This window comes from Variovorax sp. dw_308 (assembly GCF_019207085.1).
In the GTDB taxonomy this organism is placed as follows: Bacteria; Pseudomonadota; Gammaproteobacteria; order Burkholderiales; family Burkholderiaceae_C; genus Variovorax.
In genome coordinates, this window is record NZ_JAATOM010000001.1 from 554,586 (window position 1) to 575,453 (window position 20,868).

Consider the following 20,868-nt stretch of genomic DNA (forward strand, 5'->3'; position numbering starts at 1 on the left):
ACCTGATTCAAAGGAGACCACGAGATGATGCTGACGAAGAGATTGATGGCCGGCGCCGCGTTGGCGCTGGCCGCATGCCTCGCGCTGCCCGCCGCCGCGCAGGACAACAAGCCGATCAAGATCGCGCTGATCGCGAGCAAGACCGGCCCATCCGAGGCCTATGCGCGCGACACCGAGCGCGGCTTCCGGCTGGGCATGGAATACCTCACCGGCGGCACGATGACGCTGATCGGCCGCAAGGTCGACATCGTGGTCAAGGACGACCAGATGAAGCCCGAGCTGTCGAAGGCCATGCTCACCGAGGCGCTGTCCGACGACAAGGCCGACATCGCGATCGGCACCTCGTGGTCGGGCGGTGCGCTGGCGATGGCGCCGGTGGCGGAGGAGTACGGCAAGCTGCTGATGGTCGAGCCGGCCATTGCCGACTCGCTGACCGGCGCGGCCTGGAACAAGTTCATGTTCCGCGCCAGCCGCAACTCGTTCCAGGATGCGCTGGCCAGCGCGGCCAGCCTGAAGGACGGCGACAACATCGCCTTCCTCGCGCCCGACTACGTCTATGGCCGCGACGGCGTGAAGGCCTTCAAGGACGCGATGGCGCAGACCAAGAGCAAGGCCAAGGTCGTGCAGGAGGAGTTCATCCCGCTGGCCACCACCGACTTCACCGCGCCCATGCAGCGCATCTTCGACGGCATGAAGAACGTCACCGGCAAGAAGTACCTGGTCGTGATCTGGGGTGCGCCCAATCCGATCCGCAAGATCTCCGAGCTGAACCCGGGCCGCTACGGCATCGAGTTCATGTCCATCGGTGGCGCGAACCTCGAGAACACCAAGCCGTGGAAGGGCCTCGACGTGACCGGCGGCACCTTCTACTACTACGGCTTCCCGAAGAACGCGATGAACGACTGGCTCGTCGCCGAGCACCAGAAGCGCTACAACGTGCCGCCAGACCTGTTCACCGCGGGCGGCTTCGTCAGTGCGGCAGCCATCGTGGCCGGCATCAAGAAGGCCAACTCGGTCGACACGCCCAAGCTCATCGCGGCGATGGAAGGCATGGACTTCGACACGCCCAAGGGCAAGATGACCTTCCGCAAGGAAGACCACCAGGCCATGCAGGCGCAGTACCAGTTCAGGATGAAGAAGAACCCGGCGAGCGAATGGGACCTGCTGGAACTGGTGCGTGAGATCCCGGCTTCGGAAATGCCGGTGCCGGTCACGGTCAAGCGTTGAACGCCGGGCGCGCGCCATGACGACCGCAGCGCTGGCCAGCACCGGCCTGGGCATCCGCTTCGGCGGACACGCGGCCGTCGATGGCGTGACGGCCGCGTTCGGCGCGGGCACGCTCACGGCCATCGTCGGCCCCAACGGCGCCGGCAAGACGACCTACTTCAACCTGCTGTCGGGCCAGCTGCGCGCAAGTTCGGGCACGGTGCACCTCAAGGGCGAGGACATCACGCGGCTGAGCGCGGCGCAGCGAACCAGCCGCGGCATCGGCCGCGCATTCCAGCTCACCAACCTGTTCCCGCGCCTGACCGTCGCAGAGAACGTGCGCCTGGCGGTGCAGAGCCGTCACAGCGCGGGCTTCAACATGCTGGCGATGTGGCGCGGCCGCCGCGACCTGATCGAGCAGGCCGACCACTACCTGGCGGAAGTCGGCCTGGCCCATCGCCGCGCCGACGCGGCATCGAAGCTGCCTCACGGCGACAAGCGCAAGCTCGAAGTTGCGATCCTCATGGCTCTGGAGCCGGAGATCCTGATGTTCGACGAGCCGACGGCTGGCATGAGCGTGGACGAGGTGCCGGTGATCCTCGAACTCATCCGCAGGCTCAAGGCACGCGGCGACAAGACCATCCTGCTCGTGGAACACAAGATGGACGTGATCCACTCTCTGGCCGACCGCATTGTGGTGCTGCACAACGGCAAGCTCGTAGCCGACGGCGCGCCGGCCGAGGTGATGGCCTCGGCCATCGTGCAGGAGGCCTACCTGGGCGTGAAGCGCCCGGCCACGAACAAGAGCGACACGAGCGACATGAGCGACATGAGCGACAAGAGCGCGGAGCCCGCCCATGCCTGACGCACCCAACACCCTGCCCGGCGCCGCGCCCCTGCTCACGCTCGAAGGCGTGCACACGCACATCGGCGAGTACCACATCCTGCAGGGCGTCGACCTCGTCGTGCCGCGCGCCGGGCTCACCGTGCTGCTCGGCCGCAACGGCGCCGGCAAGAGCACCACGCTGCGCACCATCATGGGCCTATGGCACGCGAGCGCCGGTGCCTTGCGCTTCGACGGCTACGACATCACGCAGGAACTGACGCCCGACATCTCGCGGCGCGGCATCGCCTTCGTACCCGAGGACATGGGCATCTTCTCTGGCCTGACGGTGCAGGAGAATCTGCGCCTCGCGGCCATCGGCGGACGCTTCGACGAGCAGCGGCTCGACTGGATGTTCGGCCTGTTCCCGGCGCTCAAGCGCTTCTGGCTGCGGCCGGGCGGCACGCTGTCGGGCGGGCAGAAGCAGATGGTCGCCATCGCGCGCGCCATCATCGAGCCGCGCAAGCTGCTCCTGATCGACGAGCCGACCAAGGGCCTCGCGCCCGCCATCGTCGACAACCTGTCGCAGGCCTTCCTTGAGTTGAAGGCGCATGACACCACGATCCTGCTGGTCGAGCAGAACTTTCATTTCGTGCGCGCGCTCGGCGACCACGTCGCGGTGATGGACGACGGGCGCATCGTGCATGCCGGCAGCATGCAGGCGCTGTCCGACGACGAATCGATGCAGGCGCGCCTGCTCGGCCTGCATGCCGGCGCGGTGCACTAGGAAGAACATGGCCGCTCTCGAATCCATCGCAACACCGTCGGCATTGCCCGTCGCGTCCACACCCCCCGAATCCGCCGCGCTCGAAGCGCTGCCGGGCCGCAAGCGCGATCTCGTGCCGGGCATCCTCATCCTCGCCTTCATCGCGCTCGCGTTGCCGGTGGTCGGCAGCGTGCCGACCTGGATCACGCTCACCGTCGCCGCGCTCGCGATGGGCATGATGCTGTTCATCATGGCCAGCGGCCTCACGCTGGTGTTCGGCCTCATGGACGTGATGAATCTCGGCCATGCCGCCTTCGTCGCGGTCGGCGCCTACACCGCGACGCTGATGGTCGCGCCGCTGAAGGGCCTGCTGGAGTCGGGGCAGGTGGGCCTGAGCCTGGTCGCCATCGCCGCGATCATCTTGGTGGCCATGCTCGTCACGGCCGCGCTCGGCTGGGTCTACGAGCGGCTCTTCATCAAGCCGGTGTATGGCGACCACCTGAAGCAGATCCTCATCACCATCGGCGCGATGATCATCATCGAGCAGCTGGTGCTGGTGCTGTTCGGCGCCAACCAGATGCTGCTGCCGCTGCCCGAGACCTTCCGCGGCTCCTTCGTCATGGGGGACGTGGCCATCGAGCGCTATCGGCTGGTGGCGGTGGTGATCGGGTTGCTGGTCTACGCCGGCCTGGTGCTGCTGCTGACGCGCACGCGGGTCGGGCTGCTGATCCGTGCAGGCGTGGAGAACCGCTCGATGGTCGAGGCGCTCGGCTATCGCGTGCGCGGCATCTTCGTCGCGGTGTTCGTCGGCGGCTCGGCGCTGGCTGGGCTGGGCGGCGTGATGTGGGGCTTCTACCGCGAGCAGTTCACCGTCGCCATTGGCGCCGAGGTGCTGGTGCAGATGCTCATCATCGTGATCATCGGCGGGCTCGGCTCGGTCACCGGTTGCTTCGCGGGCGCGATGCTGATCGCGCTCAGCACCAACTACGTGAGCTTCGTGCTGCCGGACCTGGCGCTGGTGTCGAACATCCTCGTGATGATGGCCGTGCTGCTGTGGCGGCCGCAGGGGCTGTACCCCGTGAACAAACATTGACGCGGACCACGACGCCATGCTGAACCGAATACTCTCCGGCGACTTCCCGCGCAGTCGCGTGCTCACGGCACTGCTGGTGCTGATCCTGCTCTACCTCGCGACCGCGCCGTTCCTGTTCTCCGGCGCGCGTTCGCTCAACGTGGCGGCCACCATCTGCGTGTTCGTCGTGCTGGTCGCTTCCTTCGACCTGCTGCTGGGCTACTGCGGCGTGGTGTCCTTCGCTCACGCGATGTTCTACGGCATCGGTGCCTATGGCGTGGCGATCGCGATGTACAAGTTGGGGCCGACCTGGAGCGCGATGGCCATCGGCAGCGCGGCGGCCCTGGGCGTTTCGGTGCTGCTCTCCTTCCTCATCGCCTTGGTCTCGTTGCGCGTGAAGGCGATCTTCTACACGATGATGACGCTGGCCGTGGCCTCCGCCTTCGGCGCGCTGGTGATGCGATTGAGTAACTTCACCGGCGGCGACGATGGCCGCACCTTCAAGCTGCCGGAACTGCTGACGCCGGCCTTCCGCCTGTTCGAGAACGACGTGTTCGGCACCACGATCAACGGCAAGGTGCTGACCTACTACCTGATCCTGCTGTCGTCGGTGCTGCTGTTCCTGCTGATGCTGCGCGTGGTCAACTCGCGCTTCGGCCGCGTGCTCGAAGCGATCCGCGAGAACGAGTTCCGCGCCGAGGCCATCGGCTACCGCACGCTGTTCTACCGCGTCGCCATCAACTGCCTGTCGGCCGCGCTCGCGACCTGCGCGGGCATCCTCATGGCGCTGTGGCTGCGCTATGTGGGCCCGCAGACGACGGTGGGCTTCAACGTGATGCTGAACATCCTGCTGATGGCCGTGATTGGCGGGCTGGGCACGGTGTACGGCTCGGTGGTCGGCGTGGCGCTGTATGTCGTGGCCGAGAACTACCTGCAGAGCCTGATGGGCGGAGTCAGCGGCTCGCTGGAGTCGGTGCCGCTGCTGGCCAAGCTGTTCCATCCTGACCGCTGGCTGCTGTGGTTCGGCGCGGTGTTCGTGCTGTCGGTCTATTTCTTTCCGAGCGGCATCGTCGGCAAGCTGCGCTCGACCACGCGGGAGGTGCTTTGAGCGACTTGCAGGAACCCGTTGTTCTCGTCCGCATCGAAGGCCACGTGATGGTGGTCACGATCAACCGTCCGCAGGTGCGCAACGCGATCAGCCTGGCCGTGGCGCAAGCCCTTGCCGCGGCGATGGCCGAACTCGATGCCAACCCGGCATTGCACGTGGGCATCATCACCGGCGCCGGCGGCAACTTCTGCGCGGGCATGGACCTCAAGGCCTTTGCGTTCGAAGGCGTCGAGCCCGTGATCGAGGGCAGGGGATTCGCCGGCCTTTGTGAAGCGCCGCCGAGGAAGCCCTTGATCGCGGCTGTCGAAGGGCATGCCGTCGCGGGGGGCTTCGAGATCGCGCTGGCCTGCGATCTGATCGTGGCCAGCCGCTCGGCGAGCTTCGGCTTGCCGGAGGTCAAGCGTGGACTGGTCGCGTCCGCGGGCGGCTTGATGCGCCTGCCGCATCGGATTCCCATCGGCCTGGCGATGGAGATGGCGCTCACCGGCGATCCGATCACTGCGGCGCAGGCGCAAGGCTGGGGGCTGGTGAATCGGCTCGTCGAGCCGGGCGATGCGCTGGCCGAGGCGATGGCACTGGCCGCGCGCATCGATGCCAATGCGCCGCTGTCGGTGGCGGCGAGCAAGCGGATCATCCAGGGCTCGAGGACCTGGAGCGACGACGAGATGTTCGAGCGGCAGCGTGCGGTGGCGCAGGTCGTCAACCGGTCGTCCGATGCGCGGGAAGGCGCGGCGGCGTTTGCCGAGAAGCGCACAGCGGTCTGGCAAGGGCGCTGAAACCAGATTCGTGATCGCTGGGGCAGCTCGGGCCGCTGCGGGAGCCGTCGAGTGCTGCTTGATTCCGAGCGCCCGCACCTATGCGCCCGTCGTGCAACGAGCACGGCCGATCACAGTTCCTTCTCGGGAATGAACGGCCCGATCAGGCTCAACCAGAAACGCTGCCAGGTGGTTGTCTCGGGCGGTTGGTCGTGGACGATCTGCGTGCCGTCGTCCCCTTCCTCCAGCCATTCGACGTTCCGTCCATCGGCGCTCAAGCGCAGTTCGTAGGAGCTGCTGGCGTCGCCGAAACTGTCCAGCTGCCGTGCCATCTCCGGGCTGTCGATGATCAGTCCAAGCTCGGTGTTCAGCTTCGCCGAGCGCTGGTCGAGGTTCATCGATCCCAGGAAAACCTGCTGGTGGTCGACGATGGCGTTCTTCATGTGCAAGGCGCCCGTGCGGTGACCGAAGATGCCGAGCTTGTGGCGCTTGACGCTGAGCGAAGGGCTCAGTTCCCACACCCTCACGCCTGCCTTCAGCAGCGCCTTGATGTGCGCCTCGTACCCCACGTAGACCCACGCTTCATCGGTCGACGCGAGCGAATTGGTGATGAGTTCGACACCGATGCCTTCCTGCGTGGCCCTGGCGAGGCTCGCCACCCCGCTGTCGGTCGGCACGAAGTAGGGCGACACCATCTTGATGTTGCTGTGCGCGGTCCTGAACCAGTTGATGACCGCTTCGGTCACCGTGCCCCTGATCGAGTCCTGCGCATCGTTGAGCCCTTCGGTCTTCGTGACCGGATCGAACACGACACGGGCATTCGCCCAGATCAACGGGCTCAAGCGCCCGGCCGCAAGCTCGAATGGCAGGTTCAACATAGGAACAAGATCCAGCGGCAACGCGCTCGGCTCGCCGCCTGTGGGATCGAGCGGCCTGCCGTCGGCCGGAATCTCGCTGGCCCGCGGCGGTTTTGCGTTGCTGGTGCTGCGTTCGAACGCCTGCTGCAGTTGGGCGGGCGCGGCGTCGCTGTGCGCGATGCTCTGCACCGGAAACACGACCTCGCTGTTCCAGTACGCGTCGAATGCGTGGGACAGGTCTCGCACCAGCGGACCGGCGACGAAGGTGTCCATGTCGATGAAGTTGCTGCCGGCGGCGTTCATCACATACTCGTCGGCCATGTTGCGCCCGCCCGCCACGGCGGCGACGTTGTCTGCAATGAAGAGCTTGTTGTGCATGCGCCGGTTCACGCGGCTGAAGTCGAAGCCGGAGCGGACAAAGCGCGTTGCGTCGTGGCCGCGGCCCGCGGGAAAGGGGTTGAACAGGCGCACCTCGACATTCGGATAGCTGGCGAGGCCCAGCAGCAGTTCGTCTTCCCCCACCGTGTACAGGTCGTCGATCAGCACGCGGACGCGCACACCCCTGGCGGCCGCGTCGCGCAGCGCGCGCATCAGCGCGCGGCCCGTGTTGTCTCCCTGCAGCAGGTAGTACTGGACGTCGAGGCTTCGGGTCGCCACCTTGGTGAGTTCGATGCGTGTCGCGAACGAGTTGGGCCCGTAGGGCAGCAGGCGGAAGCCGGATCGGCCATCGCCTGGCAGCGCCTTCTGCGTGACTGCCGCGAGTGGCGTCTGTCCGTAGTCGTCGATGGCGGAAGTCGCAGCGGGGCGCGGGATCGATGGCAGGCCCGCACACGCCGTGAGCAGCAGGGCAATTCCAAGCAGCAATGCCGTGCGCGCCCCGCGCACCAGCCGCCCGGTGCTGGCGAGGTGCGTGAGTTGCGTGAGTTGCGGGGAGTCGGCGTTCGATGTCATGAGGGCCATCAAGCTGTGCATACCCAGCTTCCATCCTCATCTTATCGATGCGAGATATGCGGCACGCGAGCTGCAGGGACGCCTTCATGTGTCCACGCTTCGGGCACCGCGACCCACGTCAGGATTGCCCGCCACGACAGCGGCCGCTCGAACGACGGCCGAAATGAGGCAGACCCGCCCGGCTGAACACTCACTCGACGACGGTCACCTTGTCGGGCGCCCAGCCCCCGTGGAAGCCGAAGGGCACGCGAACGGGCAAGCGGATCGTCGCGACCGGCTCGCAGGCGAAGTCCTGGGCATCCAGGATGACCACGTCGCTGAGGTCGCGCTTCGGGTCGTAGACATAGGACAGCACCCAGCCTTCGTCCTCGGCGGCGGCGCCCGGCTTGCGAACGAAGACCGGCTCGGAGGTCATCATGCCCGCGCCGTAGTCATGCACCTCGGTCGTCCCGCGCGTCATGTCGTGCTTCATCGCAGGGCCGAAGGCCACGTCGTCGCCCCAGAAGGCGGTGTAGGCGTAGCGATAGGGCAGCCCGGCATGGCGCCCGTTGATCCGCGGGAACTCGATGCCGCGGTCGTCGATCACGGTCTCGCTCACATGGCCGGACGGCCGGTGGAAGGTCCAGCGCACCAGCACGGGCGCGCCTTCGTTGGGCCCGTTCTGGTCTGTGTGGAACATCCGCTCGTGTCGTGCCAGGTCGACGATGGTGAGATCGCCTTCGTCGTAGGCATTGACGAAGTGGAAGGCGAAGCAACGCGGCACCTCGAACCACTGGATGGCAGACACATCGCCGTCGCGTGGCAGGAGTCCGATGCGCGAGGCCCGGCGCTCGTCCCAGAGCCACGGGAAGTCGGTGTGGGACAACTCGGGTTGAAAGGTCACCGGGAAGTCGGGCACGACGATGAAGCCCTGCGTGAACGCCATGTCGTGGATCAGCGGGATGTGCGGCAGGTCGATGCGCGCCTTCGTTGTGGCACGCCCGTCGCCATCGACCGAGATGTAGCGGATCGGCTGGAAGGGTTCGTAGGCCAGGGCGTGGTGCACGCCCGCGACCGGATCGAACTTGGGGTGGCCGGTGAAGCCGGCTTCGAGCGTGCCGTCGAAGTCGGTGCGCCGCACGCTGGACAGTTCGTAGTCGAGCTCGACCGGGATGCTGCCGGCCTCGACGACCGCGCACAGCTTGCCGCCCACGTTCATGAGGCTGGTGTTGACGTTGCCGTCGCGCGTGCCTTCGCCTGGACCCGGAATCGGCTTGCGGCTCAGGACCCTGGCGGCATCCCGGTCCAGCACGAAGCGGCTGCGGAACCAGTCCGCCTCGCCGCCGTGCAGGCGCAAGCCGTGCGCCATGCCCGAGCCCGCGAACCAGTGATGGCGCACGAGCTGCACACGGTCCAGCTCGTCGATCGGATTGGGGCCGATGCGCAGGAAGCGTCCGTTCAGTTCCTCGGGGACTCGGCCGATCACCTCCAGGTCGAAGGCCGTGACCTCGCTCTTGAGGGGCGCGAAGTTGCCGGCGACGTAGGGCGCGCCGGTGCTGTTCGCCGAAGGGATCTTCTCTGCCGACATGGACTGGTTCATGATGAACTCCTTGGGGTGTGGGCGGAGCTCGCGAAGGCCAGCAGGTCCGCGTTGAGCTTGGTCCGGTCGGTGTCGCCCAGGGCATGCGAGCCGCCCGGATAGATCTTCAGCACCGAGCCCCGGACCAGCTTGGCCGACAGCAGTGCGGACGCGGCGATGGGCACGATCTGGTCGTCGTCGCCGTGGATGATCAAGGTCGGCACGTCGATCTTCTTCAGGTCCTCGGTGAAGTCGGTCTCCGAGAAGGCCTTGATGCAGTCGTAGGCGTTCTTGTGGCCCGTCGTCATTCCCTGCGCCCACCAGGCCTGGATCATTCCCTGCGACACCTTGGCACCCGGACGATTGAAGCCGAAGAAGGGGCCGCTGGCGATCTCGAGGAAGAACTGCGACCGGTCGGCCAGGTAGGACTTGCGGAAGTTGTCGAAGACCTCCATCGGCAGGCCGCCGGGATAGGCCGCGGTCTTCACCATGATCGGCGGCACCGCGCCCATCAGCACCACGCGCGCGACGCGGCCGTTGCCGTGCCGCCCGACGTAGCGCGCCACCTCGCCGCCGCCGGTGGAGTGGCCGATCATGGTCACGTTCTTCACATCCAGCGCCGTGAAGAGCTCGTTCAGGTCATCGGCATAGGTGTCCATGTTGTTGCCGTTCCAGGGCTGGCTGGAGCGGCCATGGCCGCGGCGGTCGTGTGCGATGCAGCGAAAGCCGTTCGATGCCAGGTGGAACATCTGCGACTCCCAGGCGTCTGAATTCAGCGGCCAGCCGTGGCTGAAGCTGACGACGGGGCCCGAGCCCCAGTCCTTGAAGTAGAGCTGGGTGCCGTCCCTGGTGTTGAAGGTGCTCATGGTTCGCCTTTCGCTGTGGAGGTTGGGGTTGCGCCGCGTGCCCGGTCGGGGCGCGGCGGGCGGGTCGGTGGCGGCAGCCACCAGCGGGAAGCCGAGCGCCGCTGCGGCCGCGACGCCGCCGACGAGCAATCCGCGGCGTGTGGTCGGCAGGTCCGGCGTGAGGTCAGGGTCGTTCATGGTCGATCTCCATGGAGGGTCGGGATAGCGTGCCGGGCGGCGCGTCACACCGCATCGGAAAGAGGTCCAGTCCGGTCCTCGTACCTTTTGGCGAGTCCGGCTGGCCGGGGACGCGATCAGAGCGTCAGCGCATGCCGCAGCGCTTCGTCCACCGTCCACGAGCGCCCTGCGTTCCACGCGAGGTCGAACGCGGCATCGTCCGCGAGTGCGCCGCGCGCGCTGGTCACCATGCGGTCGCGCCGCGCACGCTCCGGCGTGGACATCGGCGCGCCGATCTCCTCGCGCGATCGCTGCGCGCAGCCCCACAGTCGCGCCGCGCAGTCCGCGCCCGCGAACGCTGGCGCGAGGCCGGCAAAGGCATCCAGCCACGTCGCATGGGACAGGGCGTCGCCGGTCGGCACGAGATCCAGCGCTTCCATGAGCCGGGACCGAGCCGCGGCGATGTCGCCGCGATCGTGAGCGACGGTCGCCAGTCCGACGAGGGTCTTGGCCATGCCGGGCCGGTCCCCCAGTTCGCGGTGCCCCTTCAGCGCTTCCTGCAGCAGGGACTCGGCCGCGTCGAGCGCACCCTGCGCATGGCGTACCTCGCCCAGCACCGACAGTGCCACCGCCGCCCGCCAAGCCCCGATGTCGCGGCTGACGGCAACGCATTCCTCGAGCAGCGCCTGCGCCGCGGCGTAATCGCCCGCGTTGTGGGCGACCGCGCCCAGGCAGTGCAGGCCCATGGAGATGCTGCGCCGATCGCCGATCTCGCGTGCGATGGCCAGGGCGTCCTCGTAGAGCCCGCGCGCGGCCGCGGGCTCGCCCCGCGCATCGGCGATGCTCCCGAGGCTGATGAGCGAGCGGACGTTGCCCCGGCGGTTGCCCAGCCGGCTCCAGATGGCGAGTGCTGCCCGATGGCGCCGCTCCGCCACCGCGTAGTCGCCCTGGAGATAGGCCAGCGATCCCGCTGCATGGAACGCGCTGGCGTGCGCTTCGCCCGGCTTCGCATCGGGCGCGATGGCCAGCAGGCGGGCGATCCAGTCGCGCCCTTCGCTGTAGTGGCCGCGCATTCTCCAGAACCAGTGGAGCTGCCCCGCGAGCGCCAGGCCATTCTCGGATCGCGCGGGCGAGGCTCCGCACCATGCCAGCGCCCCGCGCACGTTGTCGTGTTCCTGGTCGAGTTGCAGCAGCTTGGCCTGGAGTTCGGAATCGGTTTGCAGCGGGTCGAGCAGCCTGCCCGCCATCGCCAGGAAGTATTCGACGTGGCGGTCGCGCAGCGGCTCGTCCTCGCCGTTCTCGCGCAGCCGGTCCTGCGCATAGTGGCGCACGGTCTCGAGCAGGCCGAAGCGCGTCTCGTCGCCCTGCATCTCGATCGTGACGAGGTTCTTGTCGACGAGGGAGGCCAGGTGCTCCAGCACTTCGGCGCGATCGATGTCCCCGCCGCTGCAGACGGCTTCGGCCGCCTGCAGCGTCCAGCCGCCGGCGAACACCGAGACTCGCCGAAGCGCCACCTTCTCGGCCGCGCCCAGCAGTTCGTGGCTCCAGTCGATCAGCGAGCGCAGCGTGCGGTGGCGCGGCAGCGCCGTGCGAGACCCGCCGGTGAGCATGCCGAAGCGGTCGTCCAGGCGATGGCTCAACGCCTGCAGCGACATCACGCGCACCTGCGGTGCAGCCAGTTCGATGGCCAGCGCGATGCCGTCCAGGCGCCGGCAGATCGACGCCAGGGCCGCGGCGTCCTTCGCCGCCACCTCGAAGTCCGGTCGCTGCAGCCGCGCGCGATCGATGAACAGGCGTGCGGCCTCGCAAGACAGGACGTCCTCGCTTGTCGCGTCAGATTGCGCCTGCGGGACGGACAGGGATGGCACGCGGTAGGTGAGTTCGCCCTCGATGCCCAGGCGCTCCCGGCTGGTGACGAGGAGGGTGAGCCCTGCGCAGCGCCTCAGCAATGTGTCGGCGAGCCGCGCACATGCCTCGAGCAGGTGCTCCGCGTTGTCCAGCAACAGCAGCAGCTGCCGCGGCGCGAGCCATTCGGCCACGGTCTCCATGAGGTCCTTGCCGGATTGCTCCGTGATGCCGAGGGCCTTGGCCATCGCCTGGGCCACCAGCGACGGGTCGCCCAGCGGGGCCAACTCGACGAACCAGACGCCATCCGGATACCGCTCCAGCATCGAGGCGGCAACTTGCAACGCCAGCCGCGTCTTGCCGCAGCCGCCCGCACCGCCGAGCGTGAGCAGCCGCGTGGTGGCCAGCCACTGCCTGACCTCCGCGATCTCCCGCTCGCGGCCGATGAAACTCGTCAGGGGCTGGGGCAGGTTGTGCCTTGGCTGCGAGGCGCGCGCTGGCGCGGCCGTGTCGCGGAGGACGTCGAAGTTGAAGCGGTAGCCGCGCCCGGAGACCGTGGAGATCGCTTCGGGCCCCAGCACCTTGCGCAGTGCCGAGACATGCGCCTGCAGCGTGTTGTCCTCGACGACCACCTTGCCCCAGACCTGGGCCAGCAGTTCGTCCTTGGTGACCAGTTGCCCGGAGCGCTCGACCAGTGCGGCCAGCAGATCGAGGGCATGCGGACCCAGATGGACCGCCTGGTCGCTCGCGAGCAGGCGGCGCTCGTCCGGCTGGAGCTCGAAGCGCTCAAACCGGTAGCGGACCCATCGAGCTGGAGCGGTCATGGAAGCGATGCCAGGCGCCTGTGCGAAAGCGAGTCTACGCCGCCACCCCAAGACATCAGGAAATCTTCAGGCCGGCGCCAATGACATCGGCCGTGGAAAAAGCGAAGCTCTCGTCTGGCGCGTTCGAACGCTGCCTGCTGCCCCTGTGGAGATAACGATGAACCACGTTGCGCCTCGCCCCTCGACCATCCTTGTCATGCACCCTGACCCGCTGCTCCGCGCAGGACTCGTGGCATCCCTGCGCCAGTTCTCGGCCTTCGAGACCTTCGTCGATGAAGGCGATGCCGTGGCTGCAGGCCGACCCTGCATCGACGTTGTCGTCACCGACTATGACAACGCCATGCGCCTTGCCGTCTCCTTCGGGGAGCTGTCGGGGGCAAGGATCCTCGTGCTCACGACCAATGATTGCGAGGTGGACATCCGACGCGCGATCGAGGCGGGCATCCATGGCTACATCGTCCTGGGCGGCCCGCTGGACGAGCTGATCGAGGGCGCGACTTCGGTGGCCGCCGGCCGCCGCTACGTCTCCCGCTCCGTCGCGCAGCGCATGGTCGACAGCCTGATGCATGCATCCCTGACGTCGCGCGAGATCGAGGTCCTTCGCCTCGTCGCGAGCGGCGATTCCAACAAGGCGATCGCCAGGGATCTCGCGATCAAGGCGGGAACGGTCAAGTCACATATGACGGCGATCATGAGCAAGCTCGGTGCGAGTTCGCGCACCCATGCCGCCACCATCGCAGCCACGCGCGGCCTCGTGCGGCAGCGGGACTGGACGAGCAAACCGCAGGGCCAGCGGCGTGTAGGCGCGCTCGCGGCCTGCATGAGCTTGCCCCCCGACCTTCTCGAAGCCCTGGCAGGACCGATCTCCTGGTGCGCGGTTGCCCTGGACGGTTGCACGGCGCTCTGCGCACGCTGACGACGCGCTTGCAGAGTCGCCGCCAATCCGAACTCAACCCAGCGATAGCGCCGACATTCTCGGCAGCGTCCGCTCCCCCGATTTCTGCAGATGTTCGCGGAGAGGCGCGGGGCGGTCTGGCAAGGGCGTTGAAGCTGGGGCCTTGATGCTTCATTGCGCGCGATCCGGCCATGAGGAAAATTTCCAGATTGGCGACGACATGCGAGCTGCGCTCCAGCGGTACCGGGCGGCTTTCGACGCCAACGACTTCGCGGCCAGGCACGCGATCTGCGCCGTCACCGAGGCGATGTCGATTGGCCATTTGTCAGACCTGACCCGTCGCCAGCGCACGGTCATGCCGGTTTCCTACAAGCTGCGCTCGGACTGAGCAGGCGCGAAATCCTGCCAGCGCCTAAGGTGGGACCCATACCTCAGGAGCGCCCAATGACCGATTTCCTGGCCAAGTCCTCGGTGGCGAGCTCGAACGCACTGTTCCCGGATGCGAGCAACGAGTCGCTGACCGACAGATGTTCATCCGACTTCTTCGATCCGCCCGCCGCGCCCCGATCGACTGTCGCAGCGCCCGCCACGCGGATCGTCATCGGCATGCCCTCGCCGACACTGGTGTGCGGACTGAGGTCGCTGCTGCTGCTGTCAGGCATCGCCACCTTGACAGGCTCATCGACCTCCATCGAAGGCTTCCTGGCCTGCTGCTCCCGGGATGGTGCGGCCGTCGCGCTTGTCGATCCCGCGCTGGGCAACATGCCGATGCGCGACTTCATGAAATCGATCCGGATGGCCGCGCCGAAACTGCGTGTCATCCTGATGACTGATCTGCATCAGCCCCACGTCGTTCGAGAAGCGATCAGAACGGGCGCCAGCGCGATCATCGAGAGAACGGCCGATGCCCGCGAGATCCATGCGGCGGTATCGGCAGTCGCGCAAGGCAGCCGATACATCGCGCCAACGGTCGCGGTCCAACTGGCGGAAGCGCTCACGCTGATGGACCTGACGAACCGCGAGACCGAGGTGCTTGCCCTGCTGTCGCAGGGCGAGTGCAACAAGAACATCGCGCGAGGCTTGGGTGTGACGGTCGGCACTGCAAAGAGCCATGTGCGGGCGATCATGAACAAGCTTGGCGCGCGCTCGCGGACCGAGGCCGTACACAAGGCGTATCGCCTCGGCATGGTCTGCCTGGACCATTGACCAGGCCTCGCCTTTTCGACATCTCAGGAGAAGCTCGTGAAGCTATTGATTCACTTCGCTGCACTCGCCTGCACCTTCGGCTGCATGGCGGCATCCGCTGCGCCGCCCTCGGAAAACGTGACGCCGCTGCTTGGCCAGCCGATCGCCAATCTCCCCGGCAAGACGTTCACTTCCGCGGTCGTCGAATTCCCTCCCGGCGCGAAGGCCGGACCGCATCGGCATGGCGAAGCGTTCGTGTACGCCTATGTGCTCTCGGGCAGCGTACGCAGCCAGCTCGACGACACGCCGGCGAAGGTCTATCGCGCCGGAGAGAACTGGTACGAAGCGCCTGGCGCTCACCACGTGCTGACGGAGAACGCCAGCCGCACGAAAGCGGCGCGCCTTCTGGTGGTGTTCGTCGGCCCGACCGGCGCGCCGCTCAAGGTTCCAGACCCTCGCTGAAAGGAGATTCCCATGACCCAACGCCTCGATCACCTCGCCTTGACGCCTGAAGGAATGCGCGGGCTCAACGGCCTCTACCACCACGTCGTCACCAAGTCTGGCCTGCCGCAGATGTTGATCGACCTGGTCTATCTGCGCGCGTCGCAGATCAATGGCTGCGCCTATTGCATCGCCATGCATTCACGGGATTTGTTGAAGGCCGAGATGCCGGTTCAAAAACTGATGCTGCTGTCGGCGTGGCGCGAAACGGCCGGGCTGTTCGATGCGAGGGAGCAGGCCGCGTTGCGCTGGGCCGAGGCCGTGACGCTGATCTCGGAACAGGGCGCGCCCGATGCCGACTATGAAGCGGCGATGGCCCAGTTCTCGCCGAAGGAACTGGTCGAGCTGACCCTCGCGATCGGCGTCATCAACGCCTACAACCGCATGGCGATCAGCTTTCGTCGCACGCCGGAGGGCGTGCCCGCGTCATGACAGCGCATCTCGCCGTTCGCATCGAATGATCGGCGGCGGCAGGGCATGCCTCACATCCCGTGTGCCTTCAGCCACGCGATGCAGGCCGCCGCGACATCGTGCCAGCCATGGTCGATGGTCAGCGAATGGCCCCGGCCTTCGAACTGCCTGAGTTCGGTGACAGCCGTCGAGTCACGGTATTGGCGGAAGGTGGCCTGGGTCGTGACGTCGGGCACCGTGTGATCCGCCGTGCCGGAGATCAGGAGCAGCGGACCGCGGGAATCGTTGCGCGTATCGACCTTGGCTGGCGAATGAAGCGTGAAATTCGCCAGCGCCACTTCGAACAGCCCGCGCGCCGGAGACGGGATGCTCCACCTTTCGTGGAGGGCATCGGACTCCTGCTCGCTCAGGGCGTTGCCGAATCCGTAGCGAAACTCGCTCGTTGTCAGCGACACCGCGCGGTGCTTGTTGAATGGATTGCCAAGCGCCGGCAGGGCAGACCGCAACTGCGCGAGCGGCAGGGGCAGCACACCCTTGATCTGCGCCGGGTCGATTGCGATCGCGGCTCGCCCGACGCCCTGGCCGAGCAGCTTTTCCGCGATCAGGCCGCCGAACGAATGGCCGACCAGGATCGGCGGCGCGGGCAGCGCGTCGACGATCTGGCCGAAGTGCGCGACGAGGTCGTCGATGCCGCGGTCGGCGACAGCTTCGGGCGACTCGCGCGAGGCGGCCACCGTCGCGGGTTCGCCGGGCCAACCCGGCGCCGTCGACGCATAGCCGGCCTCGTCGAACAGCCGAAGCCATGGCTCCCAACTGCTCGCATGCAGCCAGAGGCCATGAATGAAGACGACGGGCGTGCGGGTGTCGGTGGTCATGTCGATTTCCTTGGGTCTGGTATGGGCAGGGGAGGGCTCCACTGTCGCGGTGCGACGGACATTTCACAACGATTTCCCTTCTGAACGCCAATAAGCCGCAGCGTCAGCGCCAGCCACCGCCAAGCGCCTTGAACAGGCTGACCTGGCTGTCGATGATCCGGGTGTCGGCGGCAGCCAGCACGGCGCGCGCAACGAGCAGGGTCTGCTCGACGGTGAGCAGGTCGAGTTGGCTCAGCGCCCCCTCCCGGCGCCGAATTCCCGACAGGCGATAGGCGTCCGCCGCGTGCGCCTCGGCATCGGCCAGCGACGCACGACGCTGCGTCTCGGCGTTGCATGCGGTGATGGCCTGCTCGACTTCCTTCAACGCCCGCAGCACGGTGCCGTCGAAGTTCGCCAGCGCAGCCGCGGCCGCCGCGTCGCTTTGGGCAATGCGCGCGCGGGCGACGGCCTGGTCCGGAAAGCTCCACGAAATCAACGGCCCGATGGCGAAGCTGACGGCATTCGAGCTTCTCAGCACCTCGTTGTTCGCAAAGCCGAGGCTCGCACCAAGGCTCACGCGCGGGTAGAGCGCCGCCGTCGCGACGCCGATGCGCGTGGTGGCCGCAGCCAGGCGACGCTCGGCCTGGCGAACATCGGGCCGACGCGCCAGCAGTGCGGCACCGTCCCCTGTCGGCAGTGGCATCGGCAGGCGCGCTGTCGTGCTTCCCTGCGCGACTTCGAACGGCGCCTCGGCGGGCACCCGTCCGAGCAGCGCCGCAAGTTCGAACAACGCGGCCTGACGCCGCCCCTCGAAGGCGGGCAATTGCGAGCGGGCCTGGTCGGCCAGCACGCGCACGCGGGCGACATCGAAATCGGATGCTGCGCCCTCGGCGGCCTGGCGCGCGACGATCGCCAGCGCCTGTTCCGCGATCGCGACCGATCGCTGTGCGACGTCGAGCTCACGGCCGGCGCTGCGCACCGTCTGATAGGCGCGCGTGGTCTCCGCCGCGACCGCCACGCGTGCCACGTCACGCATCGCCGCGGTCGCCTCCACATCGAAGCTGGACGCAGCGATCGAACCCGCGACACGGCCGTAGAGATCGATTTCGTAGCCGACATCGATCCCGCCGAGCAGGGTCGTCAGGTTCTCGGCATGGCCCTTGAAGGCGGCGGCGATCGAATTCGCGATCAGGTTGCGGCCATAGACGGCGCCCGAAGTCAGCGTGGTGGTCGGATAGCGTCCGGCGCGGGCCTCCTGCCACACGGCCTCCGCGAGCGCCAGGTTGGCCGCAGCGACGGCCAGGTCGGTGTTCCGGTCCAGGGCTTCGGTCACGAGGCGGGCAAGGGCGTCGTCGTCGTAGAGGCGCCACCAGGCATCGGGTGCCTCGCTGGCCGCCTCGGCATCCGGCAATGCGCTCACGAAGGCGCCAGCGGACCTGGCGGGCAACGGCGGCTGCCTGAATTCCGGTCCCAGCGTGCAGCCCGAGATCGCGGCCATCGAGGCCATCGCGACGATCGCGATCGGTCGACGGGCCTTCACGTTCCGCCCCCGCGCCAGCGCAGGACATGCGGCGAGGCCGGCCCCTTGGGTGGCGCATCGAGTGCGAGCAGCAGCCAGAACGCGAGTGCCGTGCTGGCCGCGATGAGCCCGAATCCCTCGATGCAGGCCTGGAGGTTGGCCTGCGTGCGCACCGCCTGCGCGAGCAGTGCCGTCGATCTTGCCAATGCCGCACCCGCGCCTTGAGGTGCAACACCAAGGCCCGCGCCGATGCCCTGCAAGCGCGCCAGCGTGCCGACCGCGCCGGCCTGGACATGATTGCCGAAGACATGCGATGCCAGTTGCTCGCTGGTCCGCACGAAGGTCACGGCAAAGGCGAAGCCGACCTCGGCGCCGAACAGGCGGGCGATCTGGATCATCACGCTGAAGGTCGGAATGTCGGGCGGCTTCAGGTTCAGCACGCCGATGAAGATCGCGGCGCTGATGGCGCAGGTCTGTCCGAGGGCCTGGAGCAACTGGGTCGGCAGGAAGTCGGCGCTCGACCAGGAGGCCGTCAGGCCGTTGGACGTGATGGCGCAGGCGCTGCCGATCATCGCGATGCCGGTGAAGGCGACCCATCGTGGATCGACATGGCGCAGCAGCAGCACGGCCAGCGGGACCGCGACCAACTGCGGCAGCGCGAGCCAGAGCAGTACGGCGCCGACCTCGGGCGGACGGAAGCCGCGCACGGCGGTCAGGAACTGCGGCACCAGGAAGCCGGTGCCCAGCGATGCGAAGCGGACCTCGATCACCAGCAGCAGCAGGATCGGGAGGTAGCCTCGCGTGAGCAGCCTCACGTCGATCCAGGGCTGTGGCGTGATCGACTCGTGCACGAAGAAGGCGACCACCAGCGAGCTGCCGCCCACCAGCAGCGCGACGACCAGGCCCGACGCCAGCCAGTCGAGACGATTGCCCTGGTCCAGCGCGGCATAGAGCAGCCCGAAGCCGAGCGAGGCAGAGGCCATGCCGAACCAGTCCGCGTCCCGCGCGGCCTTGCGATCCACCGGTTCGCGCGGCATGCCGAAGTGCACGCAGAAAGCCATCGCGACCGCAAGCGGCAGGTTCTGCCAGAAGATCCACTGCCACGAGAGGCGGTCGACGTAGAAGCCCTCGACCGATGCCGCGATGTTCAGCGAGGCCTCGATGTTGAGCGCATAGAGCGCGATGCCGAGTGCCCAGTAGCGCGGCGGCAGGTTGCGCAACACGAACATGATGGTCAGCGGCATGAAGCAGCCCGAGCCGAGGCCACCGATGAACTGGAGCGCGAGCAGGGGAGCGATACCGCGGCTGAAGGGCGCGAGTGCCGAGGCGGTCGCGAACACCACGCAACCGGCCAGCAGCACCCGCCGCGGGCCGAACACGGTCGCGGCCCAGACCGCCAGCGGCGCGACCATCATCTGCGCGGCCGTCTGCGCCGTCGTGAGCCATGCTGCATCGTCGAAGCCCAGGCCCATCGCACCGCGGATGTCGGCGAGGCCGAAGGTCGACAGCCGGCCGTTGAGCGTCGAGACGAAGGCGCCGAGCAGCACCGCGCCCAGGCCCAGCAGGGGCGGCGCCTGCGGACGCGACGCGGCTGCCGGTGTCATTCGTCGGTCCTGACGGAAGCCACGACCGACAGCCCGGGCCGCAGCAGTTCGGCGAGCGAACCCTGGTCGTCGAGTGCGATCTTCACGCCCACGCGCTGGACGACCTTGGTGAAGTTGCCGGTCGCGTTGTCGGGCGGCAGCAGCGCGAACTGGGAGCCGGTGCCCGGTGCGAAGCCGATCACATGCCCCGCCAGGCGCGAGCCGGGGAACGCATCGACGGCGATCTCGCAAGGCTGGCCGATGCGCATGCGGCGGATCTGCGTTTCCTTGAAATTCGCGAGCACCCACAGGCGGGGCAACGCGGCCAGCACCGCCACCTGCTGCCCGGTCGAGACGTACTGGCCGACGCGCACCTGGCGCTGCCCCACCACGCCATCGTCAGGCGCGACGATGCGCGTGTAGCCGAGATTGAGGACAGCGATTTCCCGGTTGGCACGGGCGGCCGACAGGGCCGCGTCCGCCTGCTTGCGCTGTGCCGCCAGCACGTCGAGCTGGCGTTCGGCGGCCGTCGACTGGGCGCGTGACTGTTCGAGCTGCGCGGTGCTCTGCCGCTCGCTGGTATCGGCGGTCTCGCGCGACTGCTCGGTGCCGGCGCCATCGCTGGCGAGCCGGCGCTGGCGCGACGCCTCGCGCTGGTTGCGCGCAAGCACGGCCTGCGCGTTCGCGATCACCGCCTGAGCGGCTCGCACGTTGGCATGCTGTAGATCGACCAGTGCACTGTTGTTGGCGAGTGCCGCCAACGCCGCGGCCACGTTGGCATCCTGCTGCGCGAGCTGGGCGCGGTAGTCGTCGGGCGCCAGGGCCACCAGCAACTGGCCGCGCCGCACGGCCGCGAAGTCGCCGGCCGGCGCTTCCAGCACGTAGCCCGAGACCTTGGCGCCGAGGGGCGTGATATCGGTCTGGAGAAAAGCATCGTCGGTCGTCTGGTGCAGCCTGCCGCCGGTCCATGCGTCCCAGCGTTGCGCGATCACGAACACCAGCAGCACCAGCGCGACGAGCAAGGCCATGCGGGCGAGGGTGCGCCACGTGCGCGCGACCGGTGCGGGCGGCGTGATCGACGCGACCGGCGGTGGGGCCGGTGCGGGCGGAAGCGAAGGGGCGTCGGGCATGGA

The 20,868-nt window shown here is 67.7% G+C and carries 20 protein-coding genes; 11 read left to right on the top strand and 9 right to left on the bottom strand.

What is annotated here, in order from left to right; all coding sequences use genetic code 11:
• The first annotated feature begins 24 nt into the window (after positions 1-24).
• The 6 genes from HCU76_RS02440 to HCU76_RS02465 are packed head-to-tail and all read left to right on the top strand — an operon-like array spanning position 25 to position 5,751.
• On the top strand, positions 25-1,227 hold the full coding sequence (locus HCU76_RS02440; RefSeq protein ID WP_371319742.1) for a substrate-binding domain-containing protein: 1,203 nt from the start codon (positions 25-27) through the stop codon (positions 1,225-1,227).
• Positions 1,228-1,243: 16 nt separating this feature from the next.
• The gene (locus HCU76_RS02445) at positions 1,244-2,071 is read left to right on the top strand and encodes an ABC transporter ATP-binding protein (protein ID WP_218508351.1); all 828 of its coding nucleotides are present in this window, start codon (positions 1,244-1,246) and stop codon (positions 2,069-2,071) included.
• On the top strand, positions 2,064-2,816 hold the full coding sequence (locus HCU76_RS02450) for an ABC transporter ATP-binding protein (RefSeq protein ID WP_218508352.1): 753 nt from the start codon (positions 2,064-2,066) through the stop codon (positions 2,814-2,816). Before HCU76_RS02445 ends, HCU76_RS02450 begins: the two co-directional genes overlap by 8 nt.
• A 7-nt stretch (positions 2,817-2,823) precedes the next feature.
• The gene (locus tag HCU76_RS02455; RefSeq protein ID WP_218508353.1) at positions 2,824-3,888 is read left to right on the top strand and encodes a branched-chain amino acid ABC transporter permease; all 1,065 of its coding nucleotides are present in this window, start codon (positions 2,824-2,826) and stop codon (positions 3,886-3,888) included.
• A 16-nt stretch (positions 3,889-3,904) separates the two neighbouring features.
• The gene (locus HCU76_RS02460) at positions 3,905-4,975 is read left to right on the top strand and encodes a branched-chain amino acid ABC transporter permease (RefSeq protein WP_218508354.1); all 1,071 of its coding nucleotides are present in this window, start codon (positions 3,905-3,907) and stop codon (positions 4,973-4,975) included.
• Entirely contained in the window at positions 4,972-5,751 is a 780-nt protein-coding gene (locus HCU76_RS02465) for a crotonase/enoyl-CoA hydratase family protein (protein WP_256353922.1), read from the top strand. The genes HCU76_RS02460 and HCU76_RS02465 overlap by 4 nt, the downstream gene beginning before the upstream one ends.
• A gap of 110 nt (positions 5,752-5,861) precedes the next feature.
• On the opposite strand, the gene HCU76_RS02470 is transcribed toward HCU76_RS02465, so the two are convergent.
• The 4 genes from HCU76_RS02470 to HCU76_RS02485 all read right to left on the bottom strand — a co-directional run bounded on the left by HCU76_RS02470 (position 5,862) and on the right by HCU76_RS02485 (position 12,787).
• Positions 5,862-7,538 carry a phospholipase D family protein gene (locus HCU76_RS02470; RefSeq protein WP_218508355.1) on the bottom strand — a complete coding sequence of 559 codons (1,677 nt, stop codon included), beginning with the start codon at positions 7,536-7,538 and terminating at the stop codon, positions 5,862-5,864.
• Positions 7,539-7,728: 190 nt separating this feature from the next.
• On the bottom strand, positions 7,729-9,117 hold the full coding sequence (locus HCU76_RS02475; RefSeq protein WP_218508356.1) for a carotenoid oxygenase family protein: 1,389 nt from the start codon (positions 9,115-9,117) through the stop codon (positions 7,729-7,731).
• Complete coding sequence (locus HCU76_RS02480; RefSeq protein ID WP_218508357.1) at positions 9,114-10,139, bottom strand: alpha/beta fold hydrolase; 1,026 nt, start codon at positions 10,137-10,139, stop codon at positions 9,114-9,116. The genes HCU76_RS02475 and HCU76_RS02480 overlap by 4 nt, the downstream gene beginning before the upstream one ends.
• Before the next feature lie 116 nt (positions 10,140-10,255).
• The gene (locus tag HCU76_RS02485; RefSeq protein WP_218508358.1) at positions 10,256-12,787 is read right to left on the bottom strand and encodes a tetratricopeptide repeat protein; all 2,532 of its coding nucleotides are present in this window, start codon (positions 12,785-12,787) and stop codon (positions 10,256-10,258) included.
• Here HCU76_RS02485 and HCU76_RS02490 point away from each other — a divergent pair.
• Both HCU76_RS02490 and HCU76_RS02495 read left to right on the top strand, forming a co-directional pair.
• Positions 12,786-13,703: a response regulator transcription factor gene (locus HCU76_RS02490; RefSeq protein ID WP_218508359.1), complete on the top strand. Its 918-nt coding sequence runs from the start codon at positions 12,786-12,788 to the stop codon at positions 13,701-13,703. The genes HCU76_RS02485 and HCU76_RS02490 overlap by 2 nt on opposite strands.
• Positions 13,704-13,845: 142 nt before the next feature.
• A complete protein-coding gene (locus HCU76_RS02495; RefSeq protein ID WP_218508360.1) occupies positions 13,846-14,070 on the top strand; it encodes a hypothetical protein in 225 nt (74 codons plus the stop codon).
• Between the two features lie 43 nt (positions 14,071-14,113).
• Here the strand turns inward: HCU76_RS02495 and HCU76_RS02500 are convergent, their stop codons facing one another.
• A complete protein-coding gene (locus tag HCU76_RS02500; protein ID WP_218508361.1) occupies positions 14,114-14,464 on the bottom strand; it encodes a hypothetical protein in 351 nt (116 codons plus the stop codon).
• On the opposite strand from HCU76_RS02500, the gene HCU76_RS02505 reads away from it, so the two are divergent.
• From HCU76_RS02505 to HCU76_RS02515, 3 genes are read left to right on the top strand one after another with little or no spacing between them, the layout of a single operon-like run.
• Positions 14,451-14,888 (top strand): response regulator transcription factor, encoded by a 438-nt coding sequence (locus HCU76_RS02505; RefSeq protein WP_218508362.1) that lies wholly within the window; start codon positions 14,451-14,453, stop codon positions 14,886-14,888. The genes HCU76_RS02500 and HCU76_RS02505 overlap by 14 nt on opposite strands.
• 36 nt (positions 14,889-14,924) lie before the next feature.
• Positions 14,925-15,329 carry a cupin domain-containing protein gene (locus HCU76_RS02510; protein ID WP_371319743.1) on the top strand — a complete coding sequence of 135 codons (405 nt, stop codon included), beginning with the start codon at positions 14,925-14,927 and terminating at the stop codon, positions 15,327-15,329.
• Between the two features lie 12 nt (positions 15,330-15,341).
• Complete coding sequence (locus HCU76_RS02515; RefSeq protein ID WP_218508363.1) at positions 15,342-15,800, top strand: carboxymuconolactone decarboxylase family protein; 459 nt, start codon at positions 15,342-15,344, stop codon at positions 15,798-15,800.
• Positions 15,801-15,850: 50 nt separating this feature from the next.
• Here the strand turns inward: HCU76_RS02515 and HCU76_RS02520 are convergent, their stop codons facing one another.
• The 4 genes from HCU76_RS02520 to HCU76_RS02535 all read right to left on the bottom strand — a co-directional run bounded on the left by HCU76_RS02520 (position 15,851) and on the right by HCU76_RS02535 (position 20,865).
• The gene (locus HCU76_RS02520) at positions 15,851-16,654 is read right to left on the bottom strand and encodes an alpha/beta hydrolase (RefSeq protein ID WP_218508364.1); all 804 of its coding nucleotides are present in this window, start codon (positions 16,652-16,654) and stop codon (positions 15,851-15,853) included.
• Between the two features lie 103 nt (positions 16,655-16,757).
• Positions 16,758-18,173: a TolC family protein gene (locus HCU76_RS02525; protein WP_218508365.1), complete on the bottom strand. Its 1,416-nt coding sequence runs from the start codon at positions 18,171-18,173 to the stop codon at positions 16,758-16,760.
• On the bottom strand, positions 18,170-19,756 hold the full coding sequence (locus tag HCU76_RS02530; protein WP_218508366.1) for an MFS transporter: 1,587 nt from the start codon (positions 19,754-19,756) through the stop codon (positions 18,170-18,172). Before HCU76_RS02530 ends, HCU76_RS02525 begins: the two co-directional genes overlap by 4 nt.
• Entirely contained in the window at positions 19,753-20,865 is a 1,113-nt protein-coding gene (locus HCU76_RS02535) for an HlyD family secretion protein (RefSeq protein ID WP_218508367.1), read from the bottom strand. The genes HCU76_RS02530 and HCU76_RS02535 overlap by 4 nt, the downstream gene beginning before the upstream one ends.
• Positions 20,866-20,868: the final 3 nt, after the last annotated feature.